Consider the following 15,291-nt stretch of genomic DNA (forward strand, 5'->3'; position numbering starts at 1 on the left):
TACAAGATCGTCATCGGCCGGTACAGTTTCTTCAGCGTTGCCGTGGCGCGCCGATCCCACCGCGCCCGCCCCCGCAAGAGCCGCTGCGCATAAGGGTCTCTCAGAGCAAGGCCTGCTGCCACGACAGGACGCGTGCGGCCAGTTCGGGTCCGCGGTCCTCCTGGATGAAGTGGCTGGCGTTGATGCGGGCGTGCGGCTGGCCCGCGGCGCCGGGGATGTGCTTGATCAGCGGGGTGTCCGCTTGCCCGAGGATGGGGTCGCGCGCACCGAAGATGGCCAGGAATGGCTTCTCCCAGCGCCCGAGCGCTTCCCACGCCCTCCTGTTGGCCGGAATCGCCGGATCGCTGGGCGAGGTGGGGACCAACCGGGGGAACGCGCGGGCCCCGGCCTGATATGACTTGTCCGGGAAGGGGGCGTCATACCCGGCCCGCACCTTCGACGACACCCGGCGGACGGTCCCGGCGCCCACGATGCGGCCCGCCGGCAGCACGGGGGAGTAGCGCGCGAAGGCGCGCCAGGCATGGAAGGCGGGCGGGGTGCGCCGCTGCGCGGTGGGCAGGAAACCGTTGGCCACCACCAGCCTCCCGACGCGGTCGGGCTGTTCGGCGGCGATGCGCAGGCCGATCAACGATCCCCAGTCCTGCACGAGCAACGTGACATCGGTGAGATTGAGGTGCTCGAACCACGAGACCACCCATTCCACGTGCCGCTGGTAGGTGTAATCCTCGATGCGGCTGGGCTTGTCCGACCGGCCGAAACCGATCAGGTCGGGTGCCAGCACGCGGTTCCCGGCGTCGGTCAGGGGCGTGATCATGGAGCGGTACAGATAGCTCCACGTGGGCTCGCCATGCAGCAGGACGATCGGCGGCCCTTCGATCGGCCCCTCGTCGAGATAGTGCATGCGCAGCGGCCGGGTGTCGCTTGCCGTGACGTCGAGATAATGCGCTACGAACGGGTAACCCTCCAGGTTTTCGAAACGGGAGTCCGGGGTTCGCAGCACATGCATATCAGCTCCTCCGGTGAACCGGCACCTCTGCTAGCCTCTCTCGCCGAAGCGCATTCGTCTAGTGGGAGATTCATTGAGCTGGGCCGCGCCGGCCATTAAACTGGCTTATTCATGGCAATTCGGCGCGCGGTTCTGCTCATAGCCGACATCGGTGGTTACACGCACTACATGCAGTGGAACCGGACGCACCTTGCCCACGCCCAGCTGACGGTCGCGGGCCTGCTGGAGTCGGTCATCAACGCCGCCAAGGGGTTGAAGCTGGCCAAGCTCGAGGGCGACGCCGCGTTCTTCTGGGCACCGGACACCAACGCCAAAGTGGTGGTGTGCGAGCGGCTGTCACGGATGCGTACGTCGTTCCTGGAGCGACGGGAGCGGATGAAAAACGACATCGCCTGCCAGTGCGCGAGTTGCGCGCAGCTGGAGAAGCTGTCGCTCAAGTTCGTCGTGCACGTGGGCGAGGTGGCGGATCAGAAGGTGAAGCGCCATGTCGAGCTGGCCGGCTTCGATGTAATCCTGGTGCACCGAATGCTGAAAAACATGGTGCCGGTAGCCGAATACGTGCTCATGACCGATCCCGTCGCGGAATGCCTCGACGAGTCGATGCGTGGGCTGTGCACACCCATGGTGCACGTGTTCGACGGCATCGGCGAAACGTCGACGCACTACATCGACCTCGCGTCGTTGCAGGTTCCCGCCGTGGAGTCCGAGCGCAGTTTCTTGCGCCGGCTTGGCGCGACGATGAAGTTGGAGTTCAACACCCTGCCGTTCACCATGGGCATGCGGGAGCCCGCCGAGGGGTTCCGCAACTTGGGGCGCGGGACCGAAGAAATCTCCGCATAGCCCCGCGCCGCTACCCAGCGCCGGCGAGGGCGCGGCCCATGCGCGACAGGGCCTCGGTGAGGATGGCGCGCGAGGTGGCGAAGTTCAGCCGCACATGCCCGGCTCCGCCGGTGCCGAACACGTGGCCGGAGCTGAGCGCCACCCGGGCGTGCTCGAGGAACCAGCGGGCGGGTCCGGACAGGTCGGCGACCACCGCGAGGCCATCGCTTGCCTCTTCGTCGATGCCGAGCGCCCGGCAGTCCAGCCACGCCAGGTAAGTGCCTTGTGGCCATTGATATTTCACGCTGGGCAGCTGCTCGGCGACCAACTCGCCCAGCAGCTTCCGGTTCGCGTCGAGGCCGGACAGCGTCGCGTCGAGCCAGTCGGCGCCGCTGCGGAACGCCTCGGCGTGCGCGATGACGCCGAGATGGCTGGCCCCATGACCGACCTCCTCCGGCATCCGGTCCAGGTCGGCGGCCGCCTCCGGCCCGGCGATCGCCACCGCCGCCTTCAGCCCGGACAGATTCCAGGCCTTGGACGCCGACGTCAGGGCGAAGGCGTTCTCCGCTCCGGGGACGGTCAGGAAGGGGGTGAACCGCGATCCCGGCAGGATGACGGGCGCGTGGATCTCGTCGGACACCACGCGGACGCCGTATCCGCGCGCGAGCTCGGCCACGGCGCGCAGCTCCTCGGGGGTGTGCACCGCGCCGGTCGGGTTGTGCGGATTGCACAACAGGTAGGCCACGTTCCCGTGCGTAGCGCGGGCCCGGGAAAAGGCCTCCGCTAACGCGCCCAGATCGATGCGCCCCTCGGCGAGCGGCGCTTCGATCACCCGGCGGCCGTCGTGCGCCACGAACGCGTAAAACGGTGCGTACACAGGGGGATTGACGACGACGGCGTCACCGCGATCGGTGACCAGACGTAACACCTCGACGATGCCGAGCATGACGTCGGGGACGAGCGCGGTGCGGCCCACCTCCAGGTCGTCCCAGTCCCAGTGCCGCGCCGCGAATTCGCTGACCGCCTCCGCCAGGGCCGTGCCGCACGGGTATCCGGTGTCGCCGTTGTCGACGGCCCTGCGCAGCGCCTCGGCCACCGTCGGCGGCAGGTGCACGTCCATCTCGGCGACCCACAGCGGCAGGACGTCGGCGGGATGCGCCCGCCATTTCATGCTGGTGCGAAGCCGCAACTGCTCGAGCGTGAGCTCCTCGAAGGGATTAAAAGTCACTCGGGCAGATTATGTGGCGAACGCGTGCTTCGGAATCGTCAACGGCAGGTCGACCGAGCTGAGCAATCCCGGCTCCGCGGCAACGACATACGGCACCGCGTTGACGACGCGCATCGCGGTGGCGACCATCGCGCCCGCCCCCGAGGTCATGCCCGCGATCCCGGCCCGGCCGGGATCCCGCAGCGTCGCCGCCAGGGTGCAGTCTAGGTCGGGGTCGCCGGTGATCATGACGCGATAGGACAGGTCGCCGATCCCGATGGGCCAGTCGGGCGCGACGTCGTGGGCGAGCCGGGTGACGTGTTCGATGACGATGGCCTCGCGGCCGTCGACCACCCCGATCGCCTGCATCCGCAGCGCGCCACAGGTTCCGGCCTCGACGGTGCCCATCGCGACTTCCAGCGTCCGGTTGGTGACCGCGCGATCGAAACTCTCGCGGACTTCCTGGACTTCGACCCCGAGGGCGTCGGCGATCAACCGGATCTGGCCCTGCCATTCGCCGGCGATCGCGCCGGGAAAGCCAATCCAGGGTTGGTAGTCGAGCGGTCGGCCGAAACCCAGCGCGTCGCTCATGATGTCGGGAACGCCGTAATCGTCGTAGAGGCCGATCTCGAACGAGTGGATCTTTTCGATGACCGACGACTGGGTCGACAGCACCAGCGGCAGGTAGTCGGCGGCGAAGCCCGGCTCGATCCCGGACGCGTACAGCGATGCCTGGCCTCGCTTGGCGGCGGCGACCAGTTGGTCGCGCCACTCGGCGGGTTCGTAGGCGTGCGGGTTGACCAGCCGCGTGGTGCTGGTCGTCACGACGTTGATCCCGGCTTCGAGCAGCTTGACGTAGTCCGGGATGGCCAGCGCGTCGCGTTCCGGGCCGCTGGCCGCGTAGATGACGCAGTCGGGCTTCAGCGCGATCAGCGCGTCGGCGTCGTTGGTGGCTGCCACGCCGATCGGCTCCCCGCCGGCCAGTTCGCCCGCGTCCCTGCCGACCTTGTCGTCCGAGTGCACCCAGACGCCGGCCAGGTCCAGATTCGGGCGCCGGGCGAGGGCGCGGATGGCGATCGAGCCGATGCCTCCGATCGCCCACACCACCACGCGATGGGTCGTCATCTCGTTCCTCCTCAAGTCCATATCAGCCGCCGGTGTAAGACCAACGGCCGCCGCGGTTTTCGTGTGTTCGCGACGCGCGCGGTTGGTCCGAGCGGTCAGGTTTAAGAAAGCAGGCACTATCTTAACGAACAAATTTTAGGTTACTCTGCAGCGGTGAGGGCCGAATCCGAGTTTTTGCCGCCTCCGGGCGACGATTCGGGACCACGTTGTCGCTGTGCGGCGGGCATTTTTCGGCAGGGCGCGGGCGGGCGCTGATGTTCACGCTCAGGTTCGACATGCGCGCCCCCGGTTTCGGCGCGCCACCCGCGGATCTGTACGCGGCGGTCGTCGACATGTGCGCGTGGGCCGAGACCCCGCTGTGCGGCGGCATCGCCCCCGACGTTGCCTGGCCCTATCTCGAACGCGCCGCGGCCGCCGCCGCCCAGGCGCACGATTCAGCGGGGCCGCGAGAGTGAATTCCACGACGCCGTGGCGGCGTGTCGCGTCGCAGGATTCACCCTCGGCCGCAGGACAGGTGAGGAGCAGAGCTATGAGGGTTGTCGTGTGGTCCACCGGCGGCGTCGGCAAGGTCGCGATCGACGCCGTCCGCCGACGCCCGGATCTGGAACTCGTTGGGGTATGGGTACATTCGGCGGACAAGGTCGGTCGAGACGCCGGCGAGCTGGCCGGCGGCGACCCGCTCGGCGTGACGGCCACCGACGACGCCGACGCCCTGATCGCCCTGGCACCGGACTGCGTGGTGTATGCGGCCAGCGGGCCCGAGCGCGACGGGGTGGCGGTGCCCGACTACGTGCGGCTGCTGAAGGCCGGCATCAACGTCGTGTCGACGTCGTCGACCAGCCTGGTGCACCCCCCGTCGTATTTCGCCCCGGACTGGCGCGACCAGCTCGAGGCGGCGGCCACCGCCGGCGGCGCCTCGTTCTACGTGTCGGGCATCTTTCCCGGCTTCGCCTCCGATCAGCTCGTGCTGCTCATGACGACGCAGTCGAAGCGCATCCGCACCATCACGGCCAGCGAGGTCGCGCTCAACGACCACTACCCGGTAGCCGACGTGATGATGAACGGGATGGGATTCGGCCACCCGCTAGATTTCCAGCCGATGCTCGCCACCCCCGGCTTCATCGAAATGGCTTGGCAGGCACCGATATACCTGATCGCCGGCGGCCTCGGGGTCGAGGTGGACGAGGTGCGCGGCTCCCTGGACCGACGGCTGACCGACCGCGACATCGAGGTGGCATTCGGCACCATCAAGGCGGGCACCACCGGCGCCGTGCGGACCCGGGCGGCGGGCGTGGTGAACGGTCGCGAGGCCATCGTGATCGAACACGTCATCCGGATGGCCCGCGACGTCGCACCCGATTGGCCGACCTCGGAGTCCGACGCCACCTATCGGGTCGACATCGACGGCGATCCCGACGTCCACTGCGAGATGAGGATGGGGGAGGCCGCAGGCCACGGCGCCGGGCACGCCGCCATGGCGTCGACGGCGATGCGGGTCGTCAACGCGATCCCGTACGTGGTCACCGCACCCGCGGGCCTGCTGAGCTCGCTGGACATTCCCATGACGCTGCCGCTTTACGCCTTCGAGTGAAGGTGTAACGTGCATCACCAAGATTAGGCCACCTAGGAGTCTGCCGTGTACACACTGCGCTTCGACATGCGCGATCCCGAATGGGCCGCGGCCCCAACCGATCTGTACGCCGCGGCGCCCGAAATGGCCGCCTGGGCCGAGGAGCACGGCGGTCTTGCCGCCGTGCTGTGTGAGCACCACGGCTCCGAGGACGGGTATTTGCCTTCACCGTTCTTGCTGGCCTCCGCGGTGGCGGCGCGCACCCAGCGCCTGGCGCTGAGCCTGATCCTGATCCTGCCGTTCTACGAAACCGTGCGCCTCGCCGAGGACATGGCGGTCCTCGACATCATCAGCAACGGGCGGGCGTCGTACATCTTGGCGCTGGGGTACCGGCCGGAGGAGTTCGAGCACTTCGGCGTGCCCATCAAGAAGCGCGGTCGCGTCTGCGACGAGAAACTCGCGCTGCTGCGGCGACTGCTCGCCGGTGAAACCGTGATCGAGGACGGGCGGCGGATCACCGTGACGCCGCGCCCGCTGACCCCCGGCGGTCCCGGACTGATGTGGGGTGGGGGAACCCTGGCGGCGGCCCGCCGGGCCGGCAGGTACGGCTTGGGCATGCTGGGCAACGCCAACGCGCCGGGCATCCGGGAGGCCTACGAGGAGGCCTGCCGCGAGCACGGCCACACGCCGGGCCCTACCATGTTTCCCGACCGCAACACCCCGTCGGTCGTGTTCGTCGCCGACGACGTCGATCGGGCGTGGAAAGAGCTCGGCGACCACCTGCTGCACGACGTGCGGACCTACGCCGCGTGGAACCCCGGCGACGAGACGACGGCCGGCTTCTCGCACGTGAACACCGTCGACGAGCTGCGCGAGACCGGAACGTCGCACGTCATCATCTCTGTCCCCGAGGCGGTTTCGCGGGTGAAGGCCGGTCAGGTGCTCAACCTGTCGCCGCTGTGCGGCGGGTTGCCACCGGAGATCGCGTGGCCCTATCTCAAGCGGGTGGGCGAGGTCGTGCTCCCGGAGGCTCTGTCGTAATTTTCCGTCGTAATTCTTCCGTGCCGAGCGTCGAGTTGTGGCGCGAAATGGTCGCGATTCCGCGCCACAACTCCACGTTCGTCGCTAGCGCGGTTGGTTCGGGACGCCCGGGAACAGCTCGCCCGCCGGCGGCTCGGTGGTCACCCAGCCGCCCAGCTTGGTCGCCAGGTGGGGCGCGAAAACGGCGCCGTAGAGGACGTTTCCGATGACGACCACGGCGACGACGGACAGGATCGAGGAGGTGACGCGGTTCTTCGACCTGTTCTGCGCCCACATCTCGATGACGTTGCGCCCGTGGGCGTCGGTTCGGCCCAGCAGGTAGGTGAAGAGCATCATCTGGATGCCCATCGCCAGCGAGTCGTAGAGCGGGTACTGATGCAGGGTCCCCTCACGGATCGCGAGCCCGGGAATCACGCGGCCGTAGTAGAACACGCCGAGCTTGGCGCCCAGGAACCCGTTGAAGAACAGCGCCCAGCAGAAGCCGACGATGAGTCCGACCACCAACAGCGTCTGTGGTCTGCGCCAGTTGAACCGGGTGGCCACCCATCGGCCCAGGGCCGCGCCGGTCACGGCCGGCAGCACGAAGTAGGAGATGTAGCCGACGGGAACGAACAGCGGTAGCCCGCCCCACGTCATGTTCAGCGGCCACCACGACGGCATCCGGGGGATGGCCGGCGGGAACTGCGCGTACATCGCCCAGTCGTAGGGGGCCTCGATCCACGAGAACGACATCGCCGAGATGCACAGCAGCAGAAGGGGGTGCACGCGCCGCTGGCGCACGCTCAGATAGATCCCGAGGGCGGTGAACGTGATGCCCCCGACGAGCGCGAAATCGCTGGCCGCCTGCATCACCGGCGTCATCTGGGAGCTCACCGGTCGGCCCCTTGACTCCGGCGTGCCTGCGGGTCGAAGCGCAGCACCAGCCCGAAGATCACAACGATCAAGCCGAACAGCGTGCCCAGCATGATGACAGCGCCCACAGTCGCAATCCCTTCCGATTCGAGCTCGACTGATTAGATAGTGCCTACTATCCTAAAGGGAGTCAACCATCAGGTGAGGAGGCAGTGACGTGGCCCAGCGGTCGTCCGGCACGAAACGCGGCGCGGCGGAGGCGTCGGCCTCGGTGCGCCGGCCCCGCGGCGCCCCGCGCAAGCTGCTGCTCGACACCGCCCGGGCCCGCTTCGCCCGCCAGGACTACCGCAGCACGACGACGCGCGAAATCGCCCAGGCCGCAGGCGTTACCGAGCATCTGTTGTTTCGCCACTTCGGCTCCAAGGCGGCGTTGTTCCGTGAGGCGCTCGTCCTGCCCTTCACCGATTTCGTCGAGGAGTTCCGCCAGACTTGGCAGTCGGTCGTCCCGGAGGAGACCGACGAGGAGGAGTTGGCGCGCCGGTTCGTCGGGCAGCTCTACGACGTGTTCGTCGAGCATCAGGGCCTGCTGTTGACCCTGATGGCATCCGAGGCGCTGTCCGAGGAGGAAAAGGCCGACGCCGGCATCGCCGAGATCCGGCAGGCCGTCACGGCGCTGGGGCAGATCAGCGCCGAGGGCATGCACCTGCGCGGGCTGCGCTCGGACCATCCCGACCTCCCCGCCCACTCGACGGTCGCGATGATCGCCGGCATGGCGGCGTTGCGCTCGACCTACTTCGGCGCCGAGCCGCCGCCGAGGGAGACCATCGTCGACGAACTCATCCAGGCCATCTTGCACGGCTTCCTGCACAGGAACGGCTGAGCTTTCGAAAGACCGCTCTACTCAGAGGAATTGGTTCATGACAGACACCAGCGCGATCGAGTTGTACTACGACCCCTTCGACTCCGTCATCGACGACGACCCCTACCCGGTGTGGAAGCGGATGCGCGAAGAAGCGCCGCTGTACTACAACGAGAAGTACAACTTCTACGCGCTGAGCCGCTACGAAGACGTGGCGCGCGAACTGCCCAACTGGCAGACCTACCGATCCGGCCGGGGCACCACCGCCGACATCCTGTTCGCCAATATCGAAGTGCCGCCCGGCATTCTGCTGTTCGAGGACCCCCCGCTGCACGATCTGCACCGCCGCCTGCTCTCGCGTGTTTTCACGCCCCGGCGCATGCTGGCCGTCGAAGACCTGGTGCGTGGGTTCTGCGTCCGCGAGCTTGACCCGCTCGTCGGCGCCGGGGGCTTCGACTTCATCGCCGACCTCGGGGCGATGATGCCGATGCGGACCATCGGCTACCTGTTGGGCATCCCGGAGGCCGATCAGGAAAAGATCCGCGACCGCAGCGTCGCCAACATCGAACTGTCCACGGACAGCGACCCCGCCGCGGTCGACGCGAACATCTTCGCGAACTCCATTGCCCTGTTCGCCGAGTACATCGAATGGCGGGCCAGCCATCCGTCCGACGACCTGATGACCGAGCTGCTGCGGGCCGAGATCGACGAGCCCGACGGCACCCGGCGCCCGCTGTCGCGCACCGAGGTGCTGGCCTACACCGCCATGATCGCCGGCGCCGGCAACGAGACGACGGCCCGGCTCATCGGTTTCATGGGACAGCTGCTGTCGGACCATCCCGAGCAGCGCCGCGAGCTCGTCGCCGACCCGTCCCTCATCCCCGGGGCGATCGAGGAGACGCTGCGCTTCGAACCCCCGTCGCCGGTGCAGGCGCGCTACGTGGCCCGGGACGCCGAGCAGTACGGCCGTGTCGTCCCCGAGGGGTCGTTCATGTTGCTGCTCAACGGTTCCGCCAACCGCGACCCCCGGCGGTTCGCCGATCCGGACCGCTACGACATCCACCGGCAGGCGGGCGGCCACCTCAGCTTCGGGCAGGGCCTGCATTTTTGCCTGGGCTCGGCGCTGGCCCGGATGGAGGCGCGGGTGGCCTTCGAGGAGGTGCTCAAGCGCTGGCCGGACTGGGAGGTCGACTACGCCAACGCCGAGCGCGCGCACACCGCGAGCGTGCGCGGATGGGCACTCCTTCCGGTGGTCACTCGCTGAGCCGGGGCACCGCTAGGGCTCGCTCTGGTCCACTAACACCGCACCGTCGGGCCGGTTTCCCAGCGTCTGCAACGGGATGTCCCCGCCTTCGGCGGTGAGGCGCACGATCTGCGCCAGCTGTCCCGGGGCGTCGCACTGCAGATAATGGTCGGCGCCCGGCACCGCCCAGTAGCGATTGCGGCCCGGCTTGTTCTTCAGATAGGTCTGCCAGACATGGTTGGGAACCCGCAACGGGGCCACGTTGTCGTGGAGGCCCCACACCACCGTGGTGTTGACGTCGCTCGTGGAAAGCGCCTCCAGCCAACCGGTTTCGTCGGCGGCACGCTCGTGGAGGTATTGAATGGTGTCGGGCAGCACGCGGATTCCGTCATTGTGGGCGAAACACTTGGCCAGCGCGGCGATCTCCGGATCGTCCAATGTCCGCCGCGGCATGAACGTGCTGGCGCCCAGACCGGCCGCCAGCATCTCCGGCGTCGTCGCCGCCGCGGTCGCGCGCCCTGTCCCGGCATCGAGCAGCGCGGTCTGGAACGCGGTGAGGTTCGAAAGGGGAAGGTAGATATTGGCATTCGTCACGATCAGGTCGGCGGGCAGCGCAGGCGGATCAAGGGCTGCCAGCATGCCCAACGCGATCATGCCGACGCTGCTGCCGCGGTCGTGGGTGAGCATGCGATAGTCGGTGAGCTGCCACGCCTCGGTGATGGCGTAGACCAGCAGCCGCGCGTCGTCGTACAGCGAGTACACATACGGCTCGGGCGGTTTGTCGGACAGGCCGTAGCCGGGAAAGTCGAGCAGGTAGATGTCGAACTCCGCGCTCAGTTCGGCCGTCAGCGCGAAGTAGTCGATGCTCGACGTCGGAAAGCCGTGCACCAGCACCAGCGCCGGCGCGCAGGGCGTGCCGCAACGGCGGCTGAAGATCGCGACTTCTCTGGCCTCGTTGGCCGCGGTGGTCGACCGCCAACGAAGTTCGGTGCCGCCGTTTTGCCACTGCGCGAAGATGTCCAAGCTGTCAGCCTCCCAGAGGGGGCCGCGGCAGACAACCACGGCGGCTAGGGGCAGGTCACGTGGATCCCGAACCTCACGTCGCGCACGCCGCTTTGCCCGGGTGTGGTCGCCTGGCCCGTTCCGGTGATCGTGTAGCCCTTGCCGTCCTTGGTCGCCTGGACCTGCGTCGGCGAATTGGTCCCCTGATAGGGCAGCTGATATTGGCCGTTGGGCAGTTTGAGTGAAATCGCGAACCCGTCGACGGTGGGGGGCCGTTCGTCCGAGACGGCCAGCGACACCGACGCCGCGTCGTCGTGCACGCTGATGCGGGTCGTGAGATCCCCCGATTCCGGCGGCGACGCATTCGGCTGGGCCGCCGAGCTCGTGCAGTCGACCGCGGCGATGAGCGTGTGCTTATTCCCATCGATCATCACGGTCGTGCTCGTCAAAGCCGGTGTCGAACTGGGGGGACTCGCCGGGTGACTCTCCTTGCCCGAACAGGCCGGCAGGCTCGCCCCCAGCGCCAGCGCGCCGAGCGCGGCACCCGCACGAACGATCCACGGCCGAGGGTGTGTCATATCGGTCCTCCGCTAGACGGTCATGAGGACTATAGAACCTTGCCTTCTGATTCGATATGCGTTTATATAGATGGATGTCGAATCAATCCACGGCGTGTTGCCCGGCGTTGGGGATGGCCGCGCTGGCCGAGCCGCAGGCCGCGGAACTGGCGGCGATGTTCAAGGCGCTCAGCGATCCGGTGCGGTTGCGGCTGTTGAGCCTGGTCGCCAGCCACCCGGGCGGTCAGGCCTGTGTTTGCGAAATCTCCCCGACGTTCGACGTGTCGCAGCCGACGATCTCCCATCACCTGAAAACGCTGCGGTCGGCGGGGCTCTTGGATTGCGAACGGCGCGGCACGTGGGTGTACTACTGGGTGGTTCCCGAAGCGCTGCAACAGCTTTCGTCGGTGTTGCACGTCGACGCCCTGTCGGGCGCGGGATGCGGCTCATGAACGAGGCGGTGAGCGCGCGGCTTTCGACGCTGGATCGATTCCTGCCGGGATGGATCGCAATGGCGATGGTCGCCGGCCTGCTGCTGGGCCGGCTTGTCCCGGGCCTGGGCGGGGCGGTGAGCGCCGTTCAGGTGGACGGGATTTCGCTGCCCATCGCGATCGGGCTGCTGGTGATGATGTATCCGGTCCTGGCCAAAGTTCGGTACGACCAGCTGGATACCGTGACCGCGGACCGCAAACTGATGGCGACGTCGCTGGCGTTGAACTGGTTGGTCGGACCCGCCGTCATGTTCGCGCTGGCCTGGCTCCTGCTGCCGGATCTACCGGAGTACCGCACCGGGCTGATCATCGTGGGGCTGGCGCGTTGCATCGCCATGGTAATCATCTGGAACGACCTCGCCCGCGGGGACCGCGAGGCCGCGGCGGTTCTGGTCGCGCTGAATTCGATCTTCCAGGTCGTCATGTTCGCCGCCCTGGGCTGGTTCTATCTGTCCGTGCTCCCGGGGTGGCTGGGTCTGAGCACGACCGGCATCGACGTATCCGCTTGGCAGATAGCCAAATCGGTGTTCATCTTCCTGGGGCTGCCCCTGATGGCCGGGTACCTGTCGCGCCGCCTCGGCGAACGCGCCAGGGGCCGCGGCTGGTACGAAAGCCGTTTCCTGCCCCGGATCGGGCCGTGGGCGTTGTATGGGTTGCTGTTCACCATCGTCATTCTCTTCGCACTGCAAGGTCACCAAATCACGTCCCGGCCTTGGGATGTCGCCCGGATCGCGCTGCCGCTGCTGGCGTACTTCGCGATCATGTGGGCGGGCGGATACGCGCTCGGGGTGCTGCTGCGGCTCGGCTATGCGCGCACCACCACCCTGGCGTTCACCGCCGCCGGCAACAACTTCGAGCTCGCGATAGCCGTGGCGATCGCGACCTACGGCGCCGCCTCGGGTCAGGCGCTGGCCGGCGTCGTGGGACCCCTAATCGAAGTTCCGATCCTGGTCGCATTGGTTTATGTTTCCCTGGCCTTGCGGCCCCGGCTCTTTGGTGCGGCCGACAGTTCCCGGTCGAGCGCCGACAGGCCCAGCGTGCTGTTCGTCTGCGTGCATAACGCCGGTCGTTCCCAGATGGCCGCCGCACTGCTGCGCCACCTGGCCGGCGAGCGCATCGACGTCCGTTCCGCCGGAACCGAACCCGCCGACCAGATCCATCCCGCGGCGGTGGCCGTGATGGCCGAATGGGGCATCGATATCACCGACGTCCCGAAAGCGCTCGACGCCGGCGTGGTGCGGACGAGCGACGTCGTCATCACCATGGGCTGCGGTGACACCTGCCCGTTCTTCCCGGGCGTCTCGTACCGCGATTGGCCCCTGCGCGACCCCGCCGGTCAGCCGGTCGAGACGGTGCGGGAAATCCGCGAGGACATCGCCGAGCATGTCTATGCCCTCATCCGGGAGCTGCTCGGGATCACGATGACGATCGATGTGCCCGCCACGAAAGGACAGTGATCATGTCGCGCATCCAACTCGCCCTCAACGTCGACGACCTCGACGAGGCGATCACGTTCTACACCAGACTCTTTGATGTCGAGCCGGCCAAGGTCAAGCCCGGCTACGCGAACTTCGTCGTCGCCGACCCGCCGCTCAAACTGGTGCTGCTGGAAAACGCCGGCCAGGGCGGCACCCTCAACCATCTCGGCGTCGAGGTTCCCACCAGCGACGCCGTGCTCACCGAAAACAGACGCCTCGCGCAGGCGGGTCTGCTCACCGACGAAGAGGTCGACTCGACCTGTTGCTATGCCACCCAAGACAAGGTGTGGGTGAGCGGCCCGGGCGGTGAACGTTGGGAGATCTACACGGTGAAGGCCGACTCCGAGACGTTCGGGCCGGCCGACGAATCGCAGTCCACCTGCTGCGCCTCGTAGCTACGGCCAGGCCTCCCAGGCGATCATGCTGCGCAGCGGCCCGGCGAACACCGGCCGCACAGCCGTTGAGCGCCAACGTTCTTCGATGAGGGGGGCCAGGGCTGCCACGGTGGTGAGCGGATCCTCATCGAGGTAGACGACGCTGATGTACTGGTGTTCGGTGCGCCACCCCCGGGGCAAGTGGCTCCACCCGCCGCTGGATCCGAATGTCCAGGCGCCGGCCGTGCCCGGGATGGCGAGCAGCGCCGGATAGTGCTCGGCGTGCAGCCATTGCAGCCATTCGTCCGGGCGGCCGTCGGTGGGTTCCTCGACGATCAGCACGATGCCGCGGTGCGGGCGAAACGGCACCACCTCGGGAGAGATCAGCGCGTGCGGCGAGGACCGCCACTGCAGCAGGCGCAAGCCCGCCACTTGCAGCGACGGCCGCACGACGGGAAAGCGGCCGTTGTCGCGCAACGCGCGGCCGAGGGTGACGAACTCGTCGAAGGTCTCTTCGACCGGGCCGGTGACCAAATAGTGCACCACGTTGCCGATTTCGCCCAACGGTCCGTGGGCGGCCAGGCGATGGTCGGTGTAGTCGCCGTCGGCGATCCAGCGCAATCCATGCACGATGCCCGGCAGCTGAAATTGCTCGGGCATGTGATCAAGCAGGTGCCAACGCAGATAGCTGCCGTCATCGTCGGGCGGCGCCGCGGCGGTGAGGCTGAATATGCCTGCCTTGACGCGCATTACGTGCCACCGCCGGACGGGGGATGGAGCTCGGCGAGGGCCTGCAGGTTCTCCAGGTAATGGGGCAGCGAGGTGTGCCGGAACGCGGCGCTGACGATGGTGGCGCCGTGCGCGGCGGTTTCGCCCACGAGGTCGCGGGTCCGTTCCGGTGCACCGATCGGGTCCAGCAACGCGGGCGTGGGCAGGATGACGTCGAAACCAGGCCCGAAGTCGAAGCGGCACAGCCAGTCTCGCGCCTGGCGCAGGCTCACGTTGAACGGCGCCCAGCCGTCGGCCAGCGTTGCGGCCCGGCGCAGTGAGCGCAGCGTTTGCCCACCGATCCAGAGGGGGACGCGGTCTTGGACCGCGCACGGGTCGACGACCATGCCGCCGAAGGAGTAGAACTCGCCGTGGTATTCGGGTTCGGGCGTTGACAGCGCGGCGCGCAGGGCCCGCAGCGCGTCGTCCGCGCGCCGGCCGCGGTCGTCGTAGGGCGCGCCGAGCAGGTCGAATTCTTCTTTGAGGCTGCCGACGCCGACCCCCAGGATCAGCCTGCCGCCGCTGATCCGGTCCAGGGTGCCGTAGCGTTTGGCGATCTCGAGCGGATGGTGGTAGCCGAGCACCAGCACGTTGGTGGCCAACCGAATTCGTCGCGTGCGCGCGGCCAGGTAGCCGAAGGTCGCCAGCGGGTCCCAGTAGCGGGTGCCGCGGCGGCCCGTCTCGGTCGCCGGCAGGGCGACGTGCTCGCTGCAGGTCAGGTGGTGGTAGCCGAGTCGGTCGGCGGCCTCGGCGATCCGCGCCAGGTCCTCGACGGTGGCGTTCTTCTCCCAGTCACCGGCGCTGTGGGGAAACATCGTCACGACCGGGGTGGCGACCGACAGTTTGGCGTGACCGCTCATCGGTGCACGCATCCTCCGGCGTCGACGGGGATGCATAAC

At 67.8% G+C, this 15,291-nt stretch carries 16 protein-coding genes and 1 pseudogene; 9 read left to right on the forward strand and 8 right to left on the reverse strand.

Features of this window, described 5'->3' with window-relative positions; all coding sequences use genetic code 11:
- Window positions 1–100 precede the first annotated feature (100 nt).
- Window positions 101–1,006 carry a haloalkane dehalogenase gene (locus tag K883_RS18080; protein WP_014711406.1) on the reverse strand — a complete coding sequence of 302 codons (906 nt, stop codon included), beginning with the start codon at window positions 1,004–1,006 and terminating at the stop codon, window positions 101–103.
- Window positions 1,007–1,117: 111 nt separating this feature from the next.
- Here K883_RS18080 and K883_RS18085 point away from each other — a divergent pair, with 111 nt between their 5' ends.
- Window positions 1,118–1,846 (forward strand): DUF2652 domain-containing protein, encoded by a 729-nt coding sequence (locus K883_RS18085; RefSeq protein WP_014711407.1) that lies wholly within the window; start codon window positions 1,118–1,120, stop codon window positions 1,844–1,846.
- A 10-nt stretch (window positions 1,847–1,856) separates the two neighbouring features.
- On the opposite strand, the gene K883_RS18090 is transcribed toward K883_RS18085, so the two are convergent.
- Together K883_RS18090 and K883_RS18095 are read right to left on the reverse strand one after the other, a co-directional pair.
- Entirely contained in the window at window positions 1,857–2,996 is a 1,140-nt protein-coding gene (locus K883_RS18090) for a MalY/PatB family protein (RefSeq protein ID WP_369751748.1), read from the reverse strand.
- Window positions 2,997–3,062: 66 nt separating this feature from the next.
- Window positions 3,063–4,157: an NAD(P)H-dependent amine dehydrogenase family protein gene (locus tag K883_RS18095; protein WP_014711409.1), complete on the reverse strand. Its 1,095-nt coding sequence runs from the start codon at window positions 4,155–4,157 to the stop codon at window positions 3,063–3,065.
- Between the two features lie 254 nt (window positions 4,158–4,411).
- On the opposite strand from K883_RS18095, the pseudogene K883_RS27940 reads away from it, so the two are divergent.
- From K883_RS27940 to K883_RS18110, 3 genes and pseudogenes are all read left to right on the forward strand, one after another.
- Window positions 4,412–4,531, forward strand: a pseudogene (locus tag K883_RS27940) (LLM class flavin-dependent oxidoreductase); the annotation flags it as partial.
- A gap of 155 nt (window positions 4,532–4,686) precedes the next feature.
- Complete coding sequence (locus tag K883_RS18105) at window positions 4,687–5,748, forward strand: NAD(P)H-dependent amine dehydrogenase family protein (RefSeq protein WP_014711411.1); 1,062 nt, start codon at window positions 4,687–4,689, stop codon at window positions 5,746–5,748.
- 45 nt (window positions 5,749–5,793) lie between these two features.
- The gene (locus tag K883_RS18110) at window positions 5,794–6,768 is read left to right on the forward strand and encodes an LLM class flavin-dependent oxidoreductase (RefSeq protein ID WP_014711412.1); all 975 of its coding nucleotides are present in this window, start codon (window positions 5,794–5,796) and stop codon (window positions 6,766–6,768) included.
- Between the two features lie 84 nt (window positions 6,769–6,852).
- Here K883_RS18110 and K883_RS18115 read toward each other — a convergent pair whose 3' ends face one another.
- On the reverse strand, window positions 6,853–7,641 hold the full coding sequence (locus K883_RS18115) for a spirocyclase AveC family protein (protein WP_014711413.1): 789 nt from the start codon (window positions 7,639–7,641) through the stop codon (window positions 6,853–6,855).
- A 196-nt stretch (window positions 7,642–7,837) separates the two neighbouring features.
- On the opposite strand from K883_RS18115, the gene K883_RS18120 reads away from it, so the two are divergent.
- The gene (locus K883_RS18120; protein ID WP_014711414.1) at window positions 7,838–8,500 is read left to right on the forward strand and encodes a TetR/AcrR family transcriptional regulator; all 663 of its coding nucleotides are present in this window, start codon (window positions 7,838–7,840) and stop codon (window positions 8,498–8,500) included.
- A 37-nt stretch (window positions 8,501–8,537) separates the two neighbouring features.
- Entirely contained in the window at window positions 8,538–9,743 is a 1,206-nt protein-coding gene (locus K883_RS18125; protein WP_014711415.1) for a cytochrome P450, read from the forward strand.
- Window positions 9,744–9,755: 12 nt separating this feature from the next.
- Here K883_RS18125 and K883_RS18130 read toward each other — a convergent pair whose 3' ends face one another.
- Window positions 9,756–10,745, reverse strand: a complete 990-nt coding sequence (locus K883_RS18130; protein ID WP_036455124.1) for an alpha/beta fold hydrolase — start codon at window positions 10,743–10,745, stop codon at window positions 9,756–9,758.
- Between the two features lie 44 nt (window positions 10,746–10,789).
- The gene (locus tag K883_RS18135; protein WP_036455125.1) at window positions 10,790–11,302 is read right to left on the reverse strand and encodes a lipoprotein LpqH; all 513 of its coding nucleotides are present in this window, start codon (window positions 11,300–11,302) and stop codon (window positions 10,790–10,792) included.
- A gap of 74 nt (window positions 11,303–11,376) precedes the next feature.
- Between K883_RS18135 and K883_RS18140 the strand changes: the two genes are divergently transcribed.
- The 3 genes from K883_RS18140 to K883_RS18150 are packed head-to-tail and all read left to right on the forward strand — an operon-like array spanning window position 11,377 to window position 13,645.
- The gene (locus K883_RS18140; protein WP_036455126.1) at window positions 11,377–11,733 is read left to right on the forward strand and encodes an ArsR/SmtB family transcription factor; all 357 of its coding nucleotides are present in this window, start codon (window positions 11,377–11,379) and stop codon (window positions 11,731–11,733) included.
- Window positions 11,721–13,229 carry an ACR3 family arsenite efflux transporter gene (gene arsB, locus K883_RS18145; protein WP_179945076.1) on the forward strand — a complete coding sequence of 503 codons (1,509 nt, stop codon included), beginning with the start codon at window positions 11,721–11,723 and terminating at the stop codon, window positions 13,227–13,229. Before K883_RS18140 ends, arsB begins: the two co-directional genes overlap by 13 nt.
- Before the next feature lie 2 nt (window positions 13,230–13,231).
- Window positions 13,232–13,645, forward strand: coding sequence for an ArsI/CadI family heavy metal resistance metalloenzyme (locus K883_RS18150; protein ID WP_036455596.1), 414 nt, complete (start codon window positions 13,232–13,234; stop codon window positions 13,643–13,645).
- Here K883_RS18150 and K883_RS18155 read toward each other — a convergent pair whose 3' ends face one another.
- Entirely contained in the window at window positions 13,646–14,374 is a 729-nt protein-coding gene (locus K883_RS18155) for a hypothetical protein (protein ID WP_014711420.1), read from the reverse strand.
- On the reverse strand, window positions 14,374–15,252 hold the full coding sequence (locus K883_RS18160; protein ID WP_014711421.1) for an LLM class F420-dependent oxidoreductase: 879 nt from the start codon (window positions 15,250–15,252) through the stop codon (window positions 14,374–14,376). Before K883_RS18160 ends, K883_RS18155 begins: the two co-directional genes overlap by 1 nt.
- Window positions 15,253–15,291 lie beyond the last annotated feature (39 nt).

Origin of the sequence: Mycobacterium sp. TKK-01-0059, from assembly GCF_000709305.1 — a bacterium.
Taxonomy (GTDB): Bacteria; Actinomycetota; Actinomycetes; order Mycobacteriales; family Mycobacteriaceae; genus Mycobacterium; species Mycobacterium intracellulare.